At 45.1% G+C, this 24344-nt stretch carries 20 protein-coding genes and 1 tRNA gene; 6 read left to right on the top strand and 15 right to left on the bottom strand.

Features of this window, described 5'->3' with window-relative positions; translation table 11 throughout:
• Window positions 1-47: 47 nt before the first annotated feature.
• Window positions 48-2345, top strand: coding sequence for a YgiQ family radical SAM protein (locus AB6D93_RS01265; RefSeq protein ID WP_017067347.1), 2298 nt, complete (start codon window positions 48-50; stop codon window positions 2343-2345).
• Window positions 2346-2430: 85 nt separating this feature from the next.
• Here the strand turns inward: AB6D93_RS01265 and AB6D93_RS01260 are convergent, their stop codons facing one another.
• Genes AB6D93_RS01260 through AB6D93_RS01250 form a run of 3 tightly spaced genes read right to left on the bottom strand, consistent with a single transcriptional unit; the run spans window position 2431 to window position 5385 of the window.
• Window positions 2431-2895: a GtrA family protein gene (locus AB6D93_RS01260; RefSeq protein WP_017062031.1), complete on the bottom strand. Its 465-nt coding sequence runs from the start codon at window positions 2893-2895 to the stop codon at window positions 2431-2433.
• Entirely contained in the window at window positions 2882-4369 is a 1488-nt protein-coding gene (locus tag AB6D93_RS01255; RefSeq protein ID WP_017063527.1) for a glycosyltransferase family 39 protein, read from the bottom strand. The genes AB6D93_RS01260 and AB6D93_RS01255 overlap by 14 nt, the downstream gene beginning before the upstream one ends.
• Entirely contained in the window at window positions 4366-5385 is a 1020-nt protein-coding gene (locus AB6D93_RS01250) for a glycosyltransferase family 2 protein (RefSeq protein WP_017062033.1), read from the bottom strand. The genes AB6D93_RS01255 and AB6D93_RS01250 overlap by 4 nt, the downstream gene beginning before the upstream one ends.
• A 125-nt stretch (window positions 5386-5510) precedes the next feature.
• On the opposite strand from AB6D93_RS01250, the gene AB6D93_RS01245 reads away from it, so the two are divergent.
• From AB6D93_RS01245 to AB6D93_RS01230, 4 genes are all read left to right on the top strand, one after another.
• Complete coding sequence (locus AB6D93_RS01245; RefSeq protein ID WP_017062034.1) at window positions 5511-6188, top strand: response regulator transcription factor; 678 nt, start codon at window positions 5511-5513, stop codon at window positions 6186-6188.
• Complete coding sequence (locus AB6D93_RS01240; protein ID WP_102332476.1) at window positions 6185-7471, top strand: HAMP domain-containing sensor histidine kinase; 1287 nt, start codon at window positions 6185-6187, stop codon at window positions 7469-7471. The genes AB6D93_RS01245 and AB6D93_RS01240 overlap by 4 nt, the downstream gene beginning before the upstream one ends.
• A 138-nt stretch (window positions 7472-7609) precedes the next feature.
• Window positions 7610-8545: a pyridoxal-phosphate dependent enzyme gene (locus AB6D93_RS01235; RefSeq protein WP_102332477.1), complete on the top strand. Its 936-nt coding sequence runs from the start codon at window positions 7610-7612 to the stop codon at window positions 8543-8545.
• Between the two features lie 225 nt (window positions 8546-8770).
• Window positions 8771-9508, top strand: a complete 738-nt coding sequence (locus tag AB6D93_RS01230; RefSeq protein WP_102332478.1) for a dienelactone hydrolase family protein — start codon at window positions 8771-8773, stop codon at window positions 9506-9508.
• A gap of 75 nt (window positions 9509-9583) precedes the next feature.
• Here the strand turns inward: AB6D93_RS01230 and AB6D93_RS01225 are convergent, their stop codons facing one another.
• The 6 genes from AB6D93_RS01225 to AB6D93_RS01200 form a co-directional block, all read right to left on the bottom strand.
• Complete coding sequence (locus AB6D93_RS01225) at window positions 9584-10837, bottom strand: D-amino acid dehydrogenase (protein WP_102332479.1); 1254 nt, start codon at window positions 10835-10837, stop codon at window positions 9584-9586.
• A 225-nt stretch (window positions 10838-11062) separates the two neighbouring features.
• Window positions 11063-11989, bottom strand: a complete 927-nt coding sequence (locus AB6D93_RS01220; protein ID WP_017062039.1) for a LysR family transcriptional regulator — start codon at window positions 11987-11989, stop codon at window positions 11063-11065.
• 251 nt (window positions 11990-12240) lie between these two features.
• Window positions 12241-13455, bottom strand: a complete 1215-nt coding sequence (gene gltS / locus AB6D93_RS01215; RefSeq protein ID WP_017072261.1) for a sodium/glutamate symporter — start codon at window positions 13453-13455, stop codon at window positions 12241-12243.
• 254 nt (window positions 13456-13709) lie between these two features.
• A tRNA-Ser gene (locus AB6D93_RS01210) sits at window positions 13710-13800 on the bottom strand.
• A gap of 180 nt (window positions 13801-13980) precedes the next feature.
• On the bottom strand, window positions 13981-14430 hold the full coding sequence (locus AB6D93_RS01205) for an L-alanine exporter AlaE (RefSeq protein WP_017062062.1): 450 nt from the start codon (window positions 14428-14430) through the stop codon (window positions 13981-13983).
• Window positions 14431-14678: 248 nt separating this feature from the next.
• The gene (locus tag AB6D93_RS01200; RefSeq protein ID WP_102332480.1) at window positions 14679-17132 is read right to left on the bottom strand and encodes a hybrid sensor histidine kinase/response regulator; all 2454 of its coding nucleotides are present in this window, start codon (window positions 17130-17132) and stop codon (window positions 14679-14681) included.
• 171 nt (window positions 17133-17303) lie between these two features.
• Between AB6D93_RS01200 and AB6D93_RS01195 the strand changes: the two genes are divergently transcribed.
• Entirely contained in the window at window positions 17304-17876 is a 573-nt protein-coding gene (locus AB6D93_RS01195) for a UPF0149 family protein (protein WP_102332481.1), read from the top strand.
• Window positions 17877-17951: 75 nt separating this feature from the next.
• Here the strand turns inward: AB6D93_RS01195 and AB6D93_RS01190 are convergent, their stop codons facing one another.
• From AB6D93_RS01190 to tolA, 6 genes are all read right to left on the bottom strand, one after another.
• Complete coding sequence (locus AB6D93_RS01190) at window positions 17952-18983, bottom strand: potassium channel family protein (protein ID WP_017063519.1); 1032 nt, start codon at window positions 18981-18983, stop codon at window positions 17952-17954.
• A gap of 175 nt (window positions 18984-19158) precedes the next feature.
• Window positions 19159-20220 carry a quinolinate synthase NadA gene (nadA, locus tag AB6D93_RS01185; protein WP_017062067.1) on the bottom strand — a complete coding sequence of 354 codons (1062 nt, stop codon included), beginning with the start codon at window positions 20218-20220 and terminating at the stop codon, window positions 19159-19161.
• A gap of 209 nt (window positions 20221-20429) precedes the next feature.
• Window positions 20430-21212 (bottom strand): tol-pal system protein YbgF, encoded by a 783-nt coding sequence (ybgF, locus tag AB6D93_RS01180; protein WP_102332482.1) that lies wholly within the window; start codon window positions 21210-21212, stop codon window positions 20430-20432.
• Between the two features lie 33 nt (window positions 21213-21245).
• Entirely contained in the window at window positions 21246-21788 is a 543-nt protein-coding gene (pal, locus tag AB6D93_RS01175; RefSeq protein ID WP_017062069.1) for a peptidoglycan-associated lipoprotein Pal, read from the bottom strand.
• Window positions 21789-21901: 113 nt separating this feature from the next.
• Window positions 21902-23254, bottom strand: coding sequence for a Tol-Pal system beta propeller repeat protein TolB (gene tolB / locus AB6D93_RS01170; RefSeq protein ID WP_017062070.1), 1353 nt, complete (start codon window positions 23252-23254; stop codon window positions 21902-21904).
• 12 nt (window positions 23255-23266) lie between these two features.
• Complete coding sequence (gene tolA, locus AB6D93_RS01165; protein WP_017062071.1) at window positions 23267-24334, bottom strand: cell envelope integrity protein TolA; 1068 nt, start codon at window positions 24332-24334, stop codon at window positions 23267-23269.
• Window positions 24335-24344: the final 10 nt, after the last annotated feature.

The following is a 24344-nucleotide window of genomic DNA, read 5'->3' as shown; positions in this document are numbered from 1 at the left end:
CCGAGTGCTACGGAACTGCACCCTTTTTGCCTACCAGTAGAAAGGAGATGGATGCTCTTGGATGGGATAGCTGTGACATTATTATTGTAACTGGTGACGCTTATGTCGATCACCCGAGCTTTGGTATGGCTATCATCGGCCGTCTGCTTGAAGCTCAAGGTTTCCGCGTGGGCATTATTGCTCAACCAAAGTGGGACAATAAAGATGCCTTCATGAAGCTAGGTAAACCTAACCTATTCTTCGGCATCACAGCGGGTAACATGGACTCCATGATCAACCGCTACACCTCTGATCGCAAATTACGTCACGATGATGCTTATACTCCGAACAATGAAGGTGGCAAGCGTCCTGATCGTGCAACTCTGGTTTATTCTCAACGTTGTCGTGAAGCTTACAAAGGCACGCCAATCGTGCTTGGTGGTATTGAAGCGAGCTTACGTCGTGTAGCTCACTACGACTACTGGTCAGATAAAGTTCGCCGCTCTGTATTGTTTGATGCAAAAGCTGACATTCTTCTTTTTGGTAACGCTGAGCGTGCATTGGTTGAAGTAGCACACCGCATTGCCGATGGTGAAGACATGTCTACGCTGACCAATATCCGCGGTACTGCTATCAATCTTCCTGCGGCCCCTGAAGGCTTCAAGATCATTGACTCTTCTCGTATCGAAAAGCCGAACAAAGCGTATGTTCCGGTTAACCCGTACGAAGTTGAAACTCAGTGTGATACCAAGAAAGACGAAAAAGAAGAAGTAAAAGCGCAACCTATTACTATTCGCCCTTCTCGTCACGATGCAAAAACTACAGCGGTTCGTATCCCAGGTTACGAAAAGCTAAACAATGACCGTATTCTTTACGCTCACGCTAGTCGTATTCTGCACCTTGAGACAAACCCGTACTCAGGTCGTGCTCTGATTCAACGTCACGGTGATCGCGAGCTTTGGATTAACCAAGCGCCTATTCCATTGACCACAGAAGAGATGGACTACGTGTTTGGCCTTGCGTACAAGCGTGTTCCGCACCCGATGTACGGCAAAGCGAAAATCCCAGCATACGACATGATCAAAACCTCGGTTAACATCATGCGTGGTTGTTTTGGTGGTTGTTCTTTCTGTTCAATCACAGAGCACGAAGGTCGCATCATTCAGAACCGTTCGAAAGAATCTATCTTGGATGAGATCGAAGACATTAAAGATAAAGTACCGGGCTTCACAGGTACTATTTCTGACTTGGGCGGCCCAACGGCGAACATGTACCGTTTAGGTTGTTCAGATCCAAAAGCTGAAATTAACTGTCGTCGTCCATCATGTGTGTTCCCGAAAATCTGTGAAAAGCTAAACACAGACCATCAACACACTATCGACCTGTACCGCTCTGCGAGAAAAGTACCGGGTGTTAAGAAGATCATGATCGCTTCTGGTGTACGTTACGACTTAGCGATTGAATCTCCAGAATACGTTCGTGAGCTTGTGACTCACCACGTTGGTGGTTACTTGAAGATTGCTCCAGAGCATACTGAAAAAGGCCCACTGGATCTGATGATGAAGCCGGGCATGGGCACTTACGATCGTTTCAAAGAGATGTTCGAGAAGTACAGCGCTGAAGCCGGTAAGAAACAGTACTTAATTCCTTACTTTATCTCTGCTCACCCGGGCACAGAAGATGAAGACATGCTTAACCTAGCAATGTGGCTGAAAAAGCACAACTACGAGTGTGACCAAGTACAGAACTTCTACCCATCGCCAATGTGTAATGCAACGTCGATGTACTACTCAGAGACTAACCCTCTGAAACGCGTGAAATATAAGAAGCGTGAAGATGTTCCTGTGCCGAAAGGTGATCGTCAACGTCGTCTGCATAAAGCACTGCTTCGTTACCACGATCCTGAAAACTGGAAAATCATCCGTGAAGCACTGATCAGCATGGGTAAACAGCACCTAATTGGTGACAAAGCAAACTGCCTAGTACCAGCAGAAGACTTTGATGCACAAACACCGGCACAACGTCGTAAGTCTGGTCGTCACGGTTCACAACGCTTTGCGACTAAGCACAGTAAATCTCAGCCAGGTCTTGGTGGCGAAAGCCCACGTAACCACTCTGGTAAGAAACCGGGTGGCAAGAAGCCGAATGGTAACGGCAACGGTAGCCAAGGTAATGCTAACCAAGGTGGCGGTAATGGCAATGCTCGTAAACCAGCGACTGGCTTCATTAAGAAAGGTCCTGGTGGTCAGCAATCACAAGGTAATGGCGGCGGAAATGGCAAACCAAACCGTAACAAAGCGGGCAATGGTCAAGGTGGCAAACCTGCAAGTAACGGCAAGAACCGCCAGCGCGCAGCACAACGCTAATATCGCGAACCGATTGACTTCGCTATCGTAAAAACACAAAGCGCAGCTATTTAGCTGCGCTTTTTTGTGTCTGTTACAAGATAGCCTAACGAGCAAACACCCAATACTGACTAAGCAAATAGTTACTGACCATGCCCACCAAGATGCCAACCGCCATTGCGATAAACACTGCCCCAGTAAATGCAGGCAGCAATTCAGTCATCAACTTAAAGCACAGCAAATTAGGTATCGCCGATATTGATGCAGAGAACATGAACTTTTGCCATTGAATCAGCTTTTCGGACCAATTCCCCTGCCCTTTGAATTCAAAGGTCAACACTCGATTTCCAAACCAAGTTGTCGTTGCTGCAACGATGAAAGAGCCAATTCGAGCACTCATTAACGGCAGCCCAATAACGTAATGCAGCAACGCAAACACGGCACAATCGACAACAAAGCCACCCGACCCCACCATAGCGAATTTAATCATCTTATGATGAGGTTGTAGTTTTTGGTTTAGCACGTCGAACTTGTGGCTAAACAGTCTCGATGACGAGTTAAAATTGAACATCGCCATCACTTCGAATATGGCTCAACGATAGATTTGGTTTGATGTTTTGGCTATGACAACTAAATAGAGCGCGCTTGATCTTCACCGTCGGCTCTAAAATACAGGTCAACGCATTGTCTTTAATCTTGGTTTCCACTTCCGCTCTTTTACCAATCAGATAGAACTTGTCGATACCATCTAACTGCTTAACATCAAGTAGCTTTTTCGCTTGTCCATGACTGTAAAATTGCCCAGAGAACGGTCGTTTACCGATGTAAAAGCTCGGCGCTTCATCCGTGATCTGCTCGAAGATAATACGGTCACTTTTCTCGTTCGCTTTGCCTAGGTTGAGGTAGACCATCGCAATCATTAACAGCACAGGTAGCACCAAAGCCACACTCGAGAACCACTTCTTATCTTTTTCTACCACAAGCGTTGCCACCAGCAAGCCAAGGGCTGGAATACCCGGTAGGACGTAAGCTGGAAGAATATTACCCGCCATAGTGAAAAGAATTAGAGGAGAGACCAACCAACACACAAGGAATGAAAACAACCCACTATGTTCAGCGTTAACTTCTGCGATTTTCTTACGACGGGCGAAAGTCAAAATAGGCAACACAATCGACCACGGCGCAGCCGCTTGAATCCAGAAAATCCAAATCATGCCTCTTGCTTGGTCATGGGCAGAACCGTATAAATCGCCCTCCCAACCACTCACAACAAAACGCTTAAAGTGCTCGCCAACAATAAAGTAATCAATAAAACCCGGTGTTGCCATTTCAGCCATGATGTACCACGGCAAAGCAATCGCTAGCATCACGCCTAAGCCTGACAACAGTGGAAAGCGTTGCCATAACACTTTAAAAGCGCCAAAAAATCCATGTTGCAATACTAACCAAGGGAAAACGGCGATACCCATAATCACAATCGCTACCGGCCCTTTTGCCAGCAAGCCTAGTGCTAAGCCAATGAAACCGACATAGCCCCAAGACCGATTAGTCTTCGCGCTCCCTTCTCCCTTCGAACCCTCTCCTCCTAACCAACATAGGTAGAAACCTAACATGGCTATGGTCATCGCTAACGTTAATGCCATGTCAGTCATAACAGCACCCGCCGCGATAGAGAAAATCCCACATGTCGCCAATACCACGGCCGCCACCAAGGCACTTTGTCCGGTGCGCTTAGCCATGTACGCAACCAACAAAATCGTCGCAAAACCTGCTAACCAGTGTGGCGCACGCACAGCAAACTCACTCAAACCAAACAGCTCAATGCCAATCGCGCTCATCCAGGTAAACATCGGAGGCTTACCCCAGAAAGGGATGCCGTAATCAAATTGAGGGGTTAACCAATTGCCGGTTTCTACCATCAAGCGAGCCATCTCACCGTAGCGCGCTTCCGTAGTGTCCATTAAAGGGTATGTCGCCAGAGATAAGAGCCTTAGAACCAATGCAAAAGCCAACAAATACCATAGGTGCGTTCGGTTCAGGCTCATGCTGACTCCTCTAATTTAAAATGTGTTTTTAATGCTGGGGTATCGACCACCGATTGAATCAGATACAAAGGGCGGTTCTTGGTTTCAATGAAAATACGACCTATGTATTCCCCCATTAAACCAATACTCAGAAGTTGAATGCCGCCAAGGGCAAGTTGAACCACCATCATGGATGGGTAGCCAGTAATAGGCTCACCAAACATCATGGTTTTGAACACGATGAAGACGCCATACACAAAAGCGGTAAGCGCCACTAATCCACCAACGGCCGTCGCAATACGCAGTGGGCGGATAGAAAATGATGTGATGCCATCCATCGCCAATCCGATGAGTTTCAGGTAGTTCCATTTCGTCTCGCCACAGAAGCGAGCATCGCGCTTAAACTGAATCGTTGCTTGTCTAAAACCTGGCCATGAAAAGATGCCTTTCATGTAACGGTTACGTTCAGGCAGTTGGTTGATATGGTCGACAACCTCTCGGCTTAACAGTCGGAAATCACCGACATTTTCTGGAACATCGATCTTCGCTGCCACGTTCATGACTTTGTAAAAGCTTGCTGCTGAAAACTTCTTAAACCACGTTTCACCATCACGCTGGCTGCGCTGCATATTCACAACGTCATAGCCTTCGCGCCACTTGGCAACCATTTGTGGGATCAGCTCCGGCGGATCTTGCAGGTCTGCGTCTAACAAGATCACCGCTTGTCCTCGGCAATGCTCAAGACCAGCACTCATGGCTGACTCTTTACCAAAGTTACGGCTTAAACCAATCACAGAAATTGAGCTATTGATTGAAGTGAATGAACTCACCAAGTCCAAGCTGTTGTCTTTGCTGCCATCGTCGACATAAACAATCTCACTCGTGATCGGTAAGCTATCAAGCACCTTGGTAAGGCGAGAGTGGAACTCTTCCAATACCTCTTGTTCATCGTAAAAAGGCACAATGATAGACAAAGAGACCGCAGGATTGATCTGCGATGTAGATATCTTAGGGCGGCTAATATGAAGTTCAGACATAATACGTTCTTCTATTTTTTAATCTGAAGCCAATCTACCCTCCCATAAGTGAAAGTTATGTTATTGACATATTTTTCACGCTCACTCAGGATAATGTTACTGTCTATTTCTGTATGAGAATCAAAATGAAACGAGTTCTATTAGTCGAAGATAACCGTGAAATTGCAGGTGTCTTGTTTGATTATTTTGAGTGTATTGGCATGGAACTCGATTACGCAGACAACGGTGAACTTGGCCTACAACTCGCGTTGGAAAACTCATTTGATATCATCATATTGGATCTAATGTTACCGAGAATGGACGGCCTAACGGTTTGTAATAAACTGCGAGACCAAGGTAACGCGACACCTATTTTGATGCTGACCGCCTTAGATAGCCGAGAAGATATGCTGAAAGGCTTTGAACACGGTGCCGATGATTACCTCACCAAGCCATTTGATTTGGATATTCTAGAAGCAAGAATGAACGCGTTAGTCCGTCGTTACCGCGGAAAAGTCGCCTCTTCAAAACTTCAGTTCGATGAACTCACCATCGACCAAAAAACCCGTAAAGCTTACCGCCAAGATAAACTACTAGCGCTCAACCCAACCACTTACACCATACTTGAGATGCTGTGCCAAAGCGCACCTGAAGTAGTCACTCGTGAAGCTATTTCCTACAAGTTATGGGAAGAAAACGAGCCCAACAATGATGTGTTGCGCAGTCACATTTATCAGTTACGTAATCAACTCGACAAGCCTTTCGACACTCAGATGTTAATTACGGTGCCTAAAGTTGGCTTCCGATTGGAGCCATCGAATTGATTTCAAATGTTCTTACAAGCACAAAAACCCTAACGGGCCGCTTAGCGGTTTTCTTTGGGTTAATGGCCGTAATTGTGTCGGCATTTGTCTATGTGGTATTTATCACAGCCCTGTACTTGTCGGAAGACCGCGTGGGTGAAAGACGCATCCTAATTGACCGCAACTATGCAGTCGGGTTATTCCAGTCAGGTGAAAGTGGAGAGCTTCGTATTGATGACCTGACTATCGCTTACAACGATCTTTCCTATCTACCGAAAAAGTATTTAAAGTATATTGAAGGCAAAGAAAATTTCATTGGTGAGGTCGGTGAAGATCCAGAATCTCGCATGGTCTATGTAGGCGAGTATACTCATGAAGGTAGAACTCACCCTATTGTTCTGCTTTCTGAAATAGACCGTGTCGAGCTTAGTGTCTTTGAGCTCGTTTATGCCACCACATTTGTATTAGCCCTTCTCTCTATTCTAATATTCAGCTTCGGAGCTCTGCTCTATCGGTTGTCTAAACGGCTGATTGAGCCCTTCAACTCCCTGTCTGAACAGCTTGAATCCAATAAGCTCAATCTAAACGAAGAATTTGGAGTGAATGACGATGCGGCGGTGGAGTTTCGTCAGTTGACGGATCAACTCAATCAATACAGAAGAGAAATCAATTCTCTAGTAAAACGCGAGCAAGCTTTCGCACGCTACTCAAGTCATGAACTAAGAACTCCGTTGACTGTTGCTCGTGGTGCGAATAAATTACTTTTAAGAAGCGAAACCACGGAATTTCAATCTCGCCAGGTTGAACGTATTGATGATGCTATTGTTCAGATGTCAGAGATGGTCGACGCCCTGCTCGGTTTAGTCCGTTATGAGAGAGACAGTGACGACGCACCTCTGCGCTTGTTTAGCCAGCAAGAGCTAGAAGCCATCATTTCCAAGAACTCATTACAAGCGGATGAAAAGGAAATCGAGATATCCTTACACGTTCAATCAGAACCAACTATTCAAGCCACCAGCGCAATAATGAATATGTTGATCGGCAACTTGTTGAGGAACGCCATTGCAGCGACTAATAGTGGCACCGTAACGGTCACTCTGTCCCACGAGAGTGTTGTGATTGAAGACCAAGGAGAAGGCCTCCAAGAACAATACAATCCAAATGGGCATGGGTTAGGTTTATTGATTGTCGAGGACTTATGTCAACGCTTCCAATGGGGCTTTGAATTGGTCAATCGCAGCTGTGGTGGATGTACCGCTAAGATCACCTTTCAAACCGATCTATCCGCATCCACCCCAGAGTAAATGAGTTCATAGTTCGAAGCTCAATATCGAACGAAAACTTGATTTAGTTGGTTTACAGCGGTCCCTAGCTACTAGATACTCGTCAGTCCTATTTGAACTATAAATGCTGGCTCTGAGTCAGCATTTTGTCTAAGTGCGATGAAACTAAATAATAGCCCTGTAACTCAACATCAATACAACGAGCACACCTTTTTCTTAAAGCGTGACGATCAGCTTCACTCCCACTTTTGCGGCAACAAAGCCAGAAAGTTCATGAAGCTACTGGAAGACGATAGCCCAAACACCACCACTCTAATAAGCTATGGTTCCGCTCAGGCTAACTCCTTGTTCTCACTCGCCGCACTTGCGAAAATCAAAGGCTGGACGCTTGAGTTTTACGTCGACCACCTGCCTCAATGGCTACAAGAACGCCCACTCGGCAACTACCGTGGCGCTATCGATCTCGGGGCTAAGGTTATTTCAGTCAAAGAAACAGGCTCTGAGCTTCATCCACACGAGTATATTGAGCAAGTAAGACAACCTGACTCACAATGCATTGTGTTACCAGAAGGTGGACGCTCTCAGCTTTCTGAATACGGCGTGAAGCAACTGGCGATTGAAATACTCAGCTGGACGCGTTTCGAAAACAAACACGATTTCGTGGTAGCACTTCCAGCAGGCACAGGCAGTACTGCTCTCTATCTTCATAAGCATTTAAAACTGCACAACATCCCGGTCTTAACGTGTGCTTGTGTCGGTGGTAGCGACTATTTAACGCAGCAATTTAATGAGCTAGGTGAAACCGAACATCCACAGATCTTATCGCTCGAAACCAAACACCACTTTGGAAAATTGTATCAACAGGATTATCAAACTTGGTTGGATCTACAAGAGCAAACCGACATCGAGTTTGACCTGCTTTACGACCCATTGATGTGGCAATGCTTAGAACAATGGCAAGAAGATAACCCAACTAAAACCATTATCTACATTCACCAAGGCGGCATCTTAGGTAATGAGTCGATGTTGCCGCGCTATCAACGTAAGTACCCAGAACTTCGAAGTAGTCACACCGCTGATAACGCTACTTGGTAGTAATCCGTTCTTTTCTACTCTAATACCCCCCGCGTTTCTGCGGACCTGAGAATTTCTCAGCACATCATGAACAGCCATCGCACTCCCTTTCGATGGCTGTTTATCAGTAATCGCCACCTGCTATCCCTGCCATACATTTCAAGTTAGAGACATAAATCTGGCGAGAATCATCGCGTTATCTATACTTTCGATTGGAACGTCAATTGTCATCGAAAGGAATTACGCATGCGAAAACTCACTACGCTCGGCCTGTTTTCAGTTTTACTGCCCTTCTCTGCGATTTCAGGAGAAAACGTCACTTATCAAGTCGATGGGATGGATTACGAAGGTTATTGGAGTGAAGCCAGTGACCAAGCGCCTTTGGTACTGCTAATACACGATTGGGATGGCTTAACCGATTACGAAAAGAAACGTTCTGAGATGCTCAACGAACTCGGTTACAACGTGTTCGCCATCGATCTATTTGGTAAAGGCATTCGCCCGACCGAAGTGAAAGATAAAAAGCAACACACAGGCGAGCTGTACAAAGACAGAGAGAAAATGCGTGCGCTACTCAACGCAGGAGCCATGGAAGCGAAAAGGCTTGGTGGTAACTTAGATAACAACGTGATGATGGGTTACTGTTTTGGTGGCGCAGCCGTTTTAGAAGCCGCTCGTGCGGGTATCCCATCGAAAGCTTATGTTACCTTCCATGGCGGTTTATCGACACCAAAAGGGCAAGACTACTCTGAGACAAAAGCTCCTGTTGTCGTGTTCCATGGCACAGCTGACGCCATGATCTCAATGGAAGATTTTGGCAGCCTCGCCGCTCAACTTGAAACAACCAAGGTTCCGCATGAAATGATCACCTACAGTGGGGCGCCGCATGCCTTTACCGTGTTCGGCTCTAATAATTACCAAAATGAAGCTGACCAAAAATCGTGGGAACGATTCACTCATGTGTTAGAAACCACCACCCGATAAGCCGCGACACTCAAACCAAATTAGCCCATGCTTAATAAACATGGGCTAATTCGTATGACCAAGGATTTGGATGAACTACATGTAACGATGGATGCTCAAGTCGTCTGCTTTTATATCGCAATCAGAGCCACTGACCACGCTTGCCAAGATCTTTCCTGAGCCACATGCCATTGTCCAACCTAATGTCCCATGTCCAGTATTTGTAAATAGGTTCTTGATAGGCGTCTTACCGATAATAGGCGTACCATCCGGCGTCATTGGTCTTAACCCAGTCCAGTATTCAGCCTTAGAAAAGTCACCCGCTTGTGGGAAAAGATCTTTAATCACCATATCAATCGTGGCTTTGCGTTTTTCAGGGATAAGGTAATTAAACCCCGCAAGTTCTGCCGTCCCTGCAATGCGAATACGATCATCAAATCGCGTCATCGCTACCTTGTAAGTTTCATCCATCACAGTCGAGGTTGGTGACTTATCTACATTCACGATCGGCAGTGTTAGCGAATAGCCTTTCACTGGATAAACCGGGATCGACAAATCGACTTGCTTCAACAGTTCTCGAGAATAGCTTCCTGAAGCGACCACGTAAGCATCCGCTTTGAACTCGCCTTGAGTCGTTGTAATACTCTCAATGGTTTGATTCTGATGATTGAGCCTAACCACTTCGGTATTAAACACGAACTGAACGCCGAGTTGCTTGGCTTTTTCGGTCAAGGTTAAACAGAACTGATGACAATCACCGGTTTCATCGTGTGGTAAATACAGGCCGCCCACCAGCTTGTCTTTAACGTCTGCTAAACCAGACTCCACTGACAGACACTGTTCAACATCAAACAGCGAGTGTTCGATTCCACTCTCTGTTAATAGCTTCATATCCTGCTGAATAGCGTCCAATTGTTTTTCGCTTCTGAATACTTGCAAGGTGCCTTTCTGCCGGCCCTCATAAGCCAAATCTTCACTGATTCTTAGATGAGTCAGGCAATCTCGGCTGTAGTTAGCGACTCGTAACATCCGCGATTTATTCTGTGCGTACTTGGCTTCATTACAGTTGGCGAGCATCTTAGTCGCCCAAGACATTAACTCTGGAGAAAGAGAAGGCTTCACTTTAAGTGGCGCATGTTCTTGGGTAAGCCATTTCATCGCTTTCAAAGGGATGCCCGGTGCCGCCCATGGTGATGAATAACCGTAAGAAATTTGCCCGGCATTCGCAAAACTGGTTTCTTTGCCACTGCTATCTTGACGATCAATAACCGTGACCGAGTGACCTTCTTTTGCCAAGTACCATGCGCTGGTCAATCCAATAACACCACTGCCAATTACAATAACTTCCATTCTCTTCCCCTAATGCCTGACAAAGCCAAATCTGTCGAACACAGCTGTCAGTCTAAAACTCGTTTCGTTAATAATTTGTAACTTATTCCGCACGTGTTGACTTAACAATAGAGAGAGCGTTGACAAAAACTCAATTCGACTTAAAAACGAATTCGGCAGTTTGAAAGTGTGATATTGGCGGTATTTGAAAGCTTAGGTAGGAGTCGCTAAGTAAATCAACTAAGCCTAGATATTGTAAGCGTCATGGCTCAAGAAAGTGGCGTTCTCGAGTAAGAAATCCAACAAGGTTTCGGCTTGTAGCGTAAGTGCACGGCCTTTCAAAGATTGAACCTTAACCGTCGCCTTCGATAGCATCTCCAACTCGGTCGCAACCACTTCAATCTGCCCTGACTTTATTTCATCGATCACAGTGAGCTTAGGCATAAAGGTGACGCCCAACCCTGCTGAAACGAAGTTAGTCAGTGCCGTGACTGAGTTAGTTTGAAGTTTTGGCTGCAAGGTAAGATGGGAAATTTGTTCAGCCTGCTTTACTAGCCTCCCCATACCGGTCGAGTTATCGATCAAGGCGAGAGAAGCGTCTTGAATATCTTGCATTACCACTGGTGCTTCTTTCATCGTAAGGAAGTGCCCCTTCGGAGCAATCAATTCGAGCGGATGGCTGCGTTCAACGTGGGAGTGCAGTTTAGGGTGCGGTGCAGACGCATAGGTTATCGCAAAGTCTATCTGTTGATCTTCCAACATCTTGACTGCATCCAATGCCCCAGCGATCTCAATAGAAAGATTGATATCAGGATAACGAGTCATGAAGGTTTGCATCGGTTTTGACACCAAGTTGGTAATAAATCCTTCACCGATAGCAATGCTGACATTGCCTCCTTTGAGGTTTTTAAGCTTAGTTAGTCGAGCAAGTACAGCGGCCTCTCCACGAACAATGGAACGGTAGTAATTCAGCAGTTCATTACCCGCTTCGGTTAACAGTGATTGGCGGTTGTTGCGCTCCCATACTTTCATTTCCGCTTGCGCTTCTAACTGTGTCAACATCCGACTCATCGCGGCAGGGTCAACGTTCATCATCTTAGATGCCTTACGTAACGACCCATATTTTGACAACGCATTTAAATACTCAAGAGCACGGATATTAAAGTGGTGCATTCAACTTCCTTGTAATTCAACTGACACTTAATCAAGCGTCTCACAAATTTGCTGCGAACATTTATCCCAATTTATCAAGATCGTAATTGCTCTTACTAACTTGTGCACCGAGTCACTTCAAGACATCACATCAAAGGCTGATATACGTGTTTTAGCTTGCTGTCGATAAAACAAAGGCGACGACTTTCGTCATCGCCTTTGTGGTCATTATCCCGATGTAAACCTCAAGCAGTCAATAACCGGTCACTTCACTACAGACCAACAAAGAAACTGATCACCAATGCGTTGATCAAATCAACAAAGAAACCACACACTAATGGCACCACAATGAACGCTTGTGGGCTTGCGCCATAGCGGTGAGTTACTGCGGTCATGTTCACAATTGCTGTTGCGGTCGAGCCTAGAGTGATACCACCAAAGCCTGAACATATCACCACAGAGTCGTAGTTTCTTCCCATCAAGTAATAAACGACAAACACAGTAAACAGCAGCGAAAGTAAGATCTGGATACTCATGACAACAGAGATATAGCCAAACAGTCCATCGAGGTCCCAGATACGTAACCCCATCAATGCCATGGTTAAGAACATGCCTAAGCAGATATCAGAGATCATCGCTAAGCCTTTTCGGCCTTGAGCGATTTTCTCTTGTGTACGACGTTTCTTAAACAGTGCGCGACCAACGTTTCCGATTAGGATACCTGCGATCAAACAGCTAACGAATAACGGCAGTTTCAAACCCATTGAGTCGATAACTTCACTCAAGCTGTAACCCAGCATCAGTGTTAAGTTAAGAATCAACCATGCCCACAGAACGCCGTAGTGGCTTAGCTCTGTTTTTGTTTCACTCTCTTGGAATGCACCAACCGTAACCTCTTCTTCATTAGAAGGGCTTACTTTGTGTTTATTGAGCAGGTAGTTGGCAATCGGGCCACCAATCACACACGCTGCAATTAAACCAACCGTGTTTGAAGCGACACCAAGTTCGAGCGCGTTAGCAATACCAAACTCTTCCACAAACATTGGTGCCCACGCTAACGTTGTTCCTACGCCGCCTATCAAACTAACAGACCCAGATAGCAAGCCTGCTTTAGGATCCATTCCAAAGCCAGAAGCGACTGCCATTCCGACTACGTTTTGCAACACGATAAAAATGGCAGCAAGACACAGTAGGATGAACAACGGTCGCCCACCTTTAATCAGTGTTTTAATATCCGCTTGTAGCCCGATGCCAGCAAAAAAGTAGAGAAGCAAAAAGTCTCTGACATCTAGGCTAAAGGTGATTTGGATTTCAAAAATATAGTAAAGCGCCGCTACGGTCGCTGCGCAGACAAAGCCACCAATCACAGGCTCTGGCAGTGAATACTTTCTTAATACTTCAGATCGCTCAATCAAACCTTTACCGATAAACAGTAATGAAATCGCGATCGTAAAAGAGAGCATTGGAGAAACTAGGGTTTCTGTCATGAGGCTATGGGTTCCTAATAGTTAGATTATTCATAATATTGCGTACTATTAATAATCTAGATTCAGGCCAAAAAATCAAGCGATTATCGATGATAAAAACATCTAATATGGTTAATTCTGCGACGGTATTAATAGAGGTAATAACTATAAAGAAATGATTAAAGGAACGGATACTAGGGAGATATACAGATGAGGTGGAATATAGGGGCTCTAAAACGAGAAAACCCCAGCATTTCTGCTAGGGTTTTGAATAGTGGTGGAAGGATGGGGATTTGAACCCCAGATACGCTATAAACGTATACTCGCTTTCCAGGCGAGCGCCTTAAGCCACTCAGCCATCCTTCCACAAATTGTGTGTTGAGCATGTCACTCAACGAGGCGCTACTTTATTGATTCTGCTTGCTTTGGTCAAGGGGCATTCTCAAAAAAAGTGCCTTTTTCGGTTTGTTCGATTACAAATTAACTCATTAGATCAAAAACAAACCAAATTTCATTCTTTCGCTGCACTTACGCTTGTTGCTTTTCTTAAGCTTGTTGATAGTAGCCAGGAACTCGAAACCATTTACGACACATATCGAGGAAGTAGCCGTAAAGTACGCCCATACCGCACGAGATAACTGCATTACTGGTGACAGCCGTAACGATCTGGTCGCCTGAAGCACCCACTGCCAACAAAATACCCGCATACACTGGAGACTGGAATAACACGTATGCCATCAAATCAGACAAGTTTTTCATCAATGAGCTTTCTGAAAGTTTTGCACCATTGCGTAAGAACCAATCACGAAAAACGCCATAAGGCCAAGCGATAGCAATGTTTACAGGAATAGATAACGTTCGAGAAGCAAGAGATTGCTCAAACGTCATACCAGAAATAAACACTTCTACGATCATGCCAGAAATAAAACAGAAAACGACCATAGCAAATGTATCCGCAGCTGCGTTTCGAATACAAAATGGACCACGAGACTTCATTGACGACAAACCTAAAATATATCACTGCTTAATTAGTGATTTAGTAACATATAAACAAGGCACATTTGCACCTCACCAGATAATGTCACTATTAAATCACAAGATTAGTAGTCATACACTCCAAATTAAAAATCAAGTTGTAAATTAACAACCAAAAACCACTTTAAAAGCAGTCACTTTCACCAAAAAATCCAACCAAGGTCAAATATTGGACAGTTCGTCATTTACTTACCGTAATTAAACAACATTTAAGCCATAGGTAGATTTACAGTAATGATATTAATGACATCTTGTGTAGGTGGTGATCCTAAAGCAACCTGCTCTAACGCTTTATCGACTTGTTCAGTAAGTTCCGCGTTGTTCATAGCTTCAACGTGGACACGTAGGCTCTCTAGTGCAAATTGAATCAGTTCTAGGTTGTTGTCTTCTAGCGCCACATACAACGTCACTAACAGCTCTTCAGTGTTATCTTTGTTGCGAAGATCAGGTTTAGGCAGTGACTCGCTTTTACTTTTCGAATCGTGTGGTTTTACGTCTTGGCTTTCGAGCTCATCCGCTTTTACTTCATGGTATTGATAAAGCTTATTTGAATAGCGGAACAAGGCATCATCCAGTTCACGCTCGTCAATCGGCTTAGCAATAATATAATCCACACCTGCCCCCAACATACGCTCACGAGTCTCTTTAAAGACATCAGCCGTACAACCAAACACCAATACCGATGACACATCGCCTATCAAAGCACGAATAGCAGTGGTTGATTCAACGCCATCCATCACAGGCATATGGTTATCCATGAGCACCAAATCAAAGCGCTCAGCAACCACGGCTTGTATCGCAAGTTCACCGTTTTCGACGCTCTTACAGGTAAAGCCTTTACTGCTCATGAAGGCTTCAATGATCACCGTGTTAGTTCGGTTGTCCTCGACGATCAGTACCTTTAAGCCAGAGTAGTCCAACTTCTTATGTGGCAAACTCTCGATTTCTCCTGGCTGACATGGCTGAATCTTCAAGCGAACATCAAAACTCGTGCCTATCCCTTCTTCACTGGTGACGGTAATACTGCCATCCATCAACTGGGCAATTTTCTTCACAATCGCGAGGCCAAGGCCAGTACCGCCAAAACGCCTTGTGGTCGAAGACTCCGCTTGTTCAAACGGTTTAAAAATACGCTTCTGAGCTTCTTTAGAAATACCAATTCCGGTATCACGAACTCGAATGCTCAGATAGGTGTCACTCCCCTCTACAACTTCTTTCAGGTACACCTCAACAAAGCCTCTGGAGGTGAACTTCACCGCGTTGTTCAATAGATTAAACAAAATTTGGCGAAGGCGAGCTTTATCTGAGAAGTACCAACGACCCGAAGTCACCTCAGAGTACACTTTGAATTGAAGCCCTTTCTCGGAAGACAATGTGTAGTAAACACTGTTAATACTGCCGATGATCGAATCAAGCGGGAAACGCGTTTCATCAAGATCCAACCTGCCCTGCTCGATCTTCGAGAAGTCTAAGATCTCGTTGAGTAGAGTCATCATATGATCGCCGGACTCATACAAGCTCTTAAGATGCTTCTCTTGTTCAGAATTTAGAGGCGTTTTTAATAGGATTTGAGCGGTACCCAATACCCCATTCATCGGAGTGCGAATTTCATGTGACAAGGTCGCAAGGAAAGCGGTTTTTGCATTGGTGGATGCTTGAGCTTTAACCTTTTCCGCTTCGAGATAAATGGTCTTTTCGTTGAAGGTTTTAATCAAATGGCCGATTTCGTCATCACTCGGGTAATCCACATCAATGATTTCGCCGGCTTTCGAGCTATCAACCTGTGCTGCAATCCTTGTGATTGGACTAATCAAATAACGGTTCAATAAGTAATACCCCGCCATGACACAAAGTAGCAATAGCGGAACAATACCGCCTTCAATGCTCATCACCTGACGAAACACTTCGTCTTCTACTCGTGATTTGGAGTTCACCACATCCACTTGCCAGCCGAAATCACCAAATTGATTGCTACTGATGTAAATGCCTTCAACGAGATTAAAGTTATGCGAAACCAACACTTGGTTAAGCTTATCTCTGAGCGTAATGCCAAGGTTGTATTCTTCGGCGTGGTTCTTGATAAAACCAAGCAGCTCTTCGAGCGAGAGATCCACCGTGGCAACACCGGCAAAAGTACCGTCGTAATAATAAGGGGAAGACGCCGTAATCATTCGAACGTGTGTGTATGGATCGATATACACATCGCTCCAAGAGATCGTGCCTTGTTTTTGGTTGACGACAGAGGTGTACCAATACTCTTCTTGATAAGGGGCATTTTTGGGGTTGTTGTAAGAATATATCTGATCGATTCTTCCATCGTCGGCTTTATTAAAAAAGTAACTGTTGAGAAGCTTTTTAGAATCGAGCGCATAAGGTTCAGGCCAAATACCGGCACTGACAATTGTATCGTCGCTCGCCGCCAACATGGACTTAAATAGCGGAATAACATCATCACCGTTACGATGCGCTTGAACAAACCCAACGAGACTGTCTACGAAGCCTCGAGAACTACTGAGTGGCTCTGTAATCAATGCGGATAACAGTTGCGTACGCAAGTCGAGGTTTTGTTGTAATTTGGCGCGCACAGGGGATTCTACGACGTAATACGTCACACTACCGACAATGGCAATAAACATCGCAAGGTATAATCCAAGCGCTACCATGCTTTTTTTCTTTAAAGACGACCGTATCTGCATAATTCTTTTATTGTTTTCTTTTCTGTTAAACCTAGTGTTTATCATCCATGACATCAAGCCTTTTTAGATTGAAGCTTGATTGGCACAAGTTCATTGGTACTATAAGCGCAAATATGTTCCCTTTTACGGTACCTCACTTTGACTTTACAAGATATTCTTGCGCTTCCAGAGTTGGAAGGAAAGCTAATCACAGAACACAAAACAATGGGCTTTGTCACTGCAATGGCAGCGGCACCGAATGTGTTAACCCCGCATGAGTGGCTACCGTTCTTATGGGGTGGCGAAGAAGTCGCACCTTTTACGGATGGTGAACAGCTAGAAAGCTACATTGAAGTTATCATCGAGCTTTGGAATAAAACCCGCCCAGAACTGATTGAAGGGACTTGGGTTTGGCCTGAAGCTTGTCAATTAGACGACGAAGAAGAAGTGGTGAACACTGCCGCTCGTGATTTTTGTGAAGGCTTGCTTCAAGGCTGGCAGATTGCTCGCGACGATTGGGAAACACTAATGCCTGAAGAGAGCGAAGATAACGCACTCGTTGGCGGTGTCCTGCTGTCACTGAGCATGCTTTACGATCCAGAAACGTCAATTGCTACGCTTGCAGAGCAAGGCATCGAAGGCCTAGAGCAGTTCGAAGAGATCTTTAACGCTGTTCCTGTGATGCTTTGCGGACTAACGCAGCGTGGCATTGCACTGGCTGAAGCTCAATAACAGTTAGCTTTATACAAGCCAAAAGGCCTCATTATGAGGCCTTTATTAGTTTTCAGACGAAATAAAATAGTCGCTTTAGAAGCCTTTCCAATCGAAGTCATCAATTCGCTCATCAGCAATATAAAACAGCTTAGTGCCACTGCTGACCACTTGATCTAACTCTGGGTTGAGTTCAATACCGCTCCCCGTATCAATGGCGATCAGAGTTGCTTGATACTTCTCTTTAAACACTGAGAAAATAGGCGCGACGGTGACAGACTCAGCGTCTTCAGGGAAATACGTTGAATACTGTGTCATGCCTCTTGTTGAGCTCAATAATTCTTGGTGAAGCGCACTGGAACCTGGGTCTACCGCAGCCTTTGCTAGCATCTCAGCACCCACCGCTGGAATACATTCTGAGTTAGGGCAATGCTTGTGTAACAAATCGCTCAGCGCTTCATCTTTAAAGTAAACAAGAAGGTGCGCTTTAGGGTTTCGGTTGGCACAGTAAAGCGCCGCAGATAACGTAATGTCGTCTTCTGGGTTATCAATCAGGATGCAACTTGCAGACTCAATGCCCGTTTTCTCCATCTCTTTGCCATCGGTGTAGCTGTTTACTTTGACGAAATTGATTTCACCGGGTAACGGGTTCTCGATATCTGAACGCGTACATAGCACGATTGGTCGTTTACCCGTTTCTTCGTGTTGTAGCATGCGGATGAGATGAATGGTTCTTTGCTCATTCCACCCCAACATCAAAATGTGGTTGTCCACTCTAACTCTCCTTTTTCCTAGCAAGCCCGCTCGCCAATATTCAACACCTTCTGTCGCCACTTTACCGAGCAACGCGGCAAAAAGGCTCAACCCGCCTGGAATCACAAATAGAATAACGATCCACTGCCCCGCTACCGTGGTCGGTGATAAATCACCATAACCAACCGTAGAAGCCGTCACCACCAAGTAGTAAGCGAATACGGTAACCGAACTGGTTAAATCTGTTTCACCCGCCAAATACAGCATCGACCACGATAAAGCGATGTAGCCAAGAAAAGTGAACAGTAAGTTTTTGCCATTCAAAACAAAGATGTTTGCTTTGATCCAGCGTTTGAGTTGTAACCAGATTATCATTCGAGCCTCTAATCTTTTCCTCTTACTTACATGCTAGAAAAAATACGCGATATCAACAAGATGTATCATCAGAAAAAGATACATGACCACAAGATTGATATTGGCGGCCTATACGCAGATACAAAAAAACCAGCACTATTGGCTGGTTTTTTTATTGGTTAGATAAAAGAACGACTTACGCGTTACCTTTTACCTGCACATTTAACTGCTCTGCAAAATCTAGCATGCGGTTCAATGGAATAAGAGACTTCACGCGTAATTCGTCAGAAACGAAGATTTCGTGTTGCTCACCACCATTCTCAAGCGCGTTTTCAATCGCTTCAAGGCCGTTCATTGCCATCCAAGGACAGTGTGCGCAGCTACGACACGTTGCACCAGCACCCGCTGTCGGCGCTTCAATCAGCTCTTTTTCAGGAACCAATTGCTGCATCTTGAAGAAGATGCCTTTGTCTGTCGCAACAATCATCTGTGGATGAGGCAGCTCTTTTGCTTTCTTGATCAGTTGGCTTGTTGAGCCTACAGCATCAGCCAGTTCAACCACGCTTGCTGGTGATTCTGGGTGAACCAAGATAGCCGCTTCTGGGTATACCGATTTCATTTTCTTCAAAGCATCAGCTGAGAACTCATCATGAACGATACACTCACCTTGCCAAAGCAACATGTCAGCGCCAGTTTGATTTGCGATGTAAGAACCTAGGTGACGGTCTGGCCCCCAAATAATGGGTTTGCCTTCAGCGTCTAGGCTTTCAACGATTTCTAAAGCGATGCTCGACGTAACTACCCAGTCTGCACGAGCTTTAACAGCTGCAGAGGTGTTCGCGTATACAACCACAGTGTGGTCAGGGTGAGCATCACAAAATTCTGTAAATTTGTCAGCTGGGCAGCCAAGATCAAGCGAACATTCAGCTTCAAGTGTTGGCATTAAAATGCGTTTTTCAGGAGTAAGAATCTTTGCAGACTCACCCATGAAACGAACACCAGCGATGATCAAAGTGCTTGCTGAGTGACGGTTACCGAACTTAGCCATCTCTAATGAATCGCCAACGAAACCACCAGTTTCTTCTGCCAGAGCCTGAATTTCAGGATCGGTGTAGTAGTGTGCAATTAGAACTGCATCTTTTTCTTGAAGTAGTTTTTTGATGTTTGCGATGTGGGCCTGTTTCTGAGCGTCGCTCAATGGAACTGGCTTAGGCGGAAACGGGTAAACTGTATCGATTTTATCTAGTATATGACTCATTGCTCTTGCTCTACGCAACTTCTTCCGAGAATCCGAGTATTCTACACAGGACAGCGATTGGGATCAAAAAGGATTGGTTGCAAGCGGTGACTAGCTAATGCTTAAAACGCATAAACAAGGCGATGTGTTGTCATCACTAGCAAGAGAAGTAAACACTAAACGGAAGTGAACAGGTATAAAAAAGAGGCGCCTAAGCACCCCTATTTTGGTTATAAGTGGGTTTTGGCCACTTTAGCCGAAGCACTGTTTGGGTGCTCGGTTACGACTTGTTGGTAATATTTCTTAGCTTGCGTCGCGTTGTTGTTGCGCGCTGCTATGTCACCAAGCTTAACCAGTGCATCTGCTCGCTTGTTTGAGTCTTTGTACGACACAACAGCAGCGAAGCTCTTCACGGCTTCTTTATCTTGCTTCTTAGCGAAATAAAGCTGACCTAACCAGTAATGTGAGTTAGGTGTGAAGGTAGAATCTGGGAAGTCTTTTTGAAACTTTTGGAATGCAGCGATAGCACCCGTGTAGTCTCGTTGCTTTAGAATCATATCTACAGCATTTTGATAAGCAGTTTGCTCATCCACATCAGTACTGAACGTACCAGAAGCGTCTTTAGAGCCTTCGCTCGCCGCCACTGCTACCGTTGCTGTTCCTGCTGCTTTCACCTCGCCTCTTACGCGATCCAGTTCAATGAACAGTTCACGCTGACGCTCTAGCATTTGCTTCATATCGTAGCTGTTTCGTTCCAGATCACCACGAAGTTCACTGATCTCCAGTGCCATGTCGTCGATTTGCTGTTGCATTTGAAGCTGAACGAGATTGCGATTTTGAAGCAGGCGCTCTAAACGCTCAATATCTGATTCGTTAGATGCTGTTCGAGAGGAAGATGATGAATTGGTTGCGGTGCTATTGAGATCGGATACTGGAGCTGGTGCAGCGAACGCGGTGTTCGCTGCACTTGCCAGTAACGAAAGCAAAATGACTCGCTTTGTGTTACTGAACATGAGGCAATTCCTCAATTATATAGTCTACTAAAATTAGTAAACTAGTACTGCGCGACGGTTTTTAGCGTACACATCTTCAGATTGACCTAGAAGAAGTGGCTTCTCTTCACCGTAGCTTACGATAGAGATTTGGTCAGCTTGAACACCTAGAGCTTGTAGGTATTTCGCTACAGCTTGTGCACGACGCTCGCCAAGTGCGATGTTGTACTCAGGAGTACCGCGCTCATCAGCGTGACCTTCGATAGTAACGTTCATGTCAACGTTCTTAACTAGGTATGCTGCGTGAGCTGCTAGCATTTCTTCGTAATCGCCAGCGATAGTAGAGTTATCGAATGCGAAGTAGATTGTTTGAGTTTCACGTAGCGCTTGCTCTTTAAGCTCTTGCTCAGACAGTTGACCGTTAGCGTCAATTGGCGTTACAACAGTTGTGTCTACATTGCCTTCTGAACCTGAAGTTGTTTGGTTGCTTTCAGTACCAGATGTTGCAGATGTTGCTTCATCAGTTGAGCTACATGCCGTTACTGCCATCACTGGTAGTGCAATCATCAAGCCTTTAAGAACTTTGTTAAGTTGCATCTTTTTTTCCTTACGTTATCAAACTTAGTTTCTACAGCGACTAAGAGTGCTATAGATAGTTAAATGCCACAATAGTTAACACTATCAATAGCTAAAAGAATATGTAATTTTCCCTAGAGGAACGGTGACCATGCAGGCGCTCTTACGCGTCCGTTAGTTGCCGGTAATCTAGCTTTAAAACGTCCATCGATAGAAACCATCGATAGTACATTTGTTTTGTTGTAAATAGAGCTATAGATAACCATACCTCCATTCGGTGCAATACTTGGAGACTCATCTAACAATGTTTTTGTTAGTACCTGAACCGCACCGGTTTCCAAATCTTGCTTAGCCAAGTTAAAACCTGAGTTGCTGCGATTCACCATGATCATGAATCGACCATCAGGAGTGATCTGGCCACCTAAGTTTTGGCTACCTTGCCAAGTAATACGAGAAGTCGAATTATTGGACAAATTTACATTATAAATCTGTGGTTTACCACCACGATCCGATGTGAAAATAAGAGACTTGCCATCTGGGTGCCAGAATGGTTCAGTATTATTCGAACGGCCGCGGGTAATTTGAGTCAGCTTACGGCTAGCAAGGTCAAGTGTGTACACCTGAAGGCTGCCCGTTTTCGACAATACCAATGCCAATGTTTTACCATCTGGCGAGAATCTTGGCGCACCATTGTGACGAGGGTATGACGTCACTTTCTCACGTTCACCCGTGTAAATATTCATGATGAATATTTCAGCTTGGCCATTCTGGAAGCTCACATAAGCTAGCTTTTTGCCGTCTGGTGACCATGCTGGAGACATGAGAGGCTGCTTAGAACGAAGTACTAAACGCTCGTTAAAGCCATCGTAGTCAGCAACACGAAGTTGATAGGGGTACTTGTCTTTATCGTTCACTACCACGTAAGAGATACGAGTTAAGAACGCGCCTTTCTCACCAGTTAGCTCTTCATACACTAGGTCTGAGATACGGTGTGCGTACTCTCTCAAGCGATTACCAGGAACCGTAGCCTTCTTATTGAATAGAACGTGATCTTTAGAAAGCACTAATTGGCCTTCATCACTCAGCGCACGACTTTGTCCTTTGGTCAGTTGACCACGAACAATGTCGATCAATTGGTAATTCACCACATACTGCCCTTCGGCATTTTTAGTGATACTACCGGTAAGCAATGAGTCAACACCTAGGTTAGTCCAAGCATCAAAGTTAACCTCAGTTTCGCTGTAAGGCGTTTGAGGCATTTTGCTTGTCGCAACTGGGCTGAATTTACCACTGCGCTGTAAGTCAGAAGCGATAACCGCTGATACATCGTGTGGCAATGGCTCTGAGCCTTCCCAACGGAAAGGTACAATAGCGATAGGTCTTGCAGAGTTAATACCGTCTGTAATAACCAGCTCCAGCGCTGCATGTGCAAACTGGCTGCTTGTAGCTATTAAGAAAACAAAACTCAGTAATAGTTTCTTTAACACAAGTTCGTCCTTTTACTCTGGTGATACAGTTAAGTTAATGTCTTTCAGTGAGTTCACAATGTCTGGGTCTTTAGGCAACGGGTAAGATTGTACTTGTGCCACCGCACGCTTGGTTGCTGCACATAAACGGCTATCGCCATCTAAGATACTCAAACTACCCAATATCGCGTTAGAGCCCGTTGGAATCAGCTTAAGGTTCACTCGACATGAGCGTCCTCGATAGCTGTCTTCTAACAACAGGTTCTGTTGAATCAGTTGGGTATAGATAGCCCCGTAACGTTGCGCTTCATCAGTGATAAATTGTTGTCTTGCTGAAGAGTTTTGAGTCGCTTCCGTTTCAAGCCCAGCAAAGATATCGTTCAATGCGGCTTCTTGTTGTTTACGCTCTTTTTCTGCTTTTGCTGCAGCTTCTTTTGCCTTACGGGCTTTCTCTGCTGCGGCTGCCGCTTCTTTCTCTTTCGCTATGCGTTGCTTTTCCGCGAGTTCAGCGGCTTCTTTCTCTTTACGAGCTTTGTCTGCTGCCTCTTTCGCTGCTTTTTCTTTTGCCACGCGTTCTTGTTCAGCTTTTGCGATTGCCGCTTCTTTGGCTTTACGCTCGTTCTCGGCTTTCACTAACGCAGCTTCTTTTAGCTTACGGTCAGCTTCGGCTTTAGCGGCTTTCTTTTGCTCTTGCTGTAAACGCGCTTCTTCAGCTTTGCGTTGTTTCTCTTTCTCAACTCGACGCTTTTCAGCTTCACGAGTTGCTTTAGCTTCTTTCGCTTGCTGTTCTTTTAGCTTGCGAATATTTTCTTCTTCAGCTTTACGATTCTTTTCAAGTCGTTCGCTTTCACGTCTTAGTTTGTCAAGACGCTCTTGCTCTTTCTTGCTTGCCGCTTCTCTTTGTTGACGAATCTGTTGAGCTTGCTGGCGAACCAACTGAGGATCAATCACCACTGCTTGAACCATCTGCCCTGTAGGCTTTGGCTCTGACATCGTGAAATCCGCCCCCCAAATGAGCGCAACGAATAAAATGACGTGCAGCCCAAGAGAAATAAGAAGCGGTGATCTGAAATTATTGGATTTTTTATTATTCGCTTTCATGAATGCTACG

Source organism: Vibrio sp. 10N.247.310.23 (genome assembly GCF_041467155.1).
In the GTDB taxonomy this organism is placed as follows: domain Bacteria; phylum Pseudomonadota; class Gammaproteobacteria; order Enterobacterales; family Vibrionaceae; genus Vibrio; species Vibrio crassostreae_C.
This window is presented reverse-complemented; position numbering and strand designations above follow the sequence as displayed.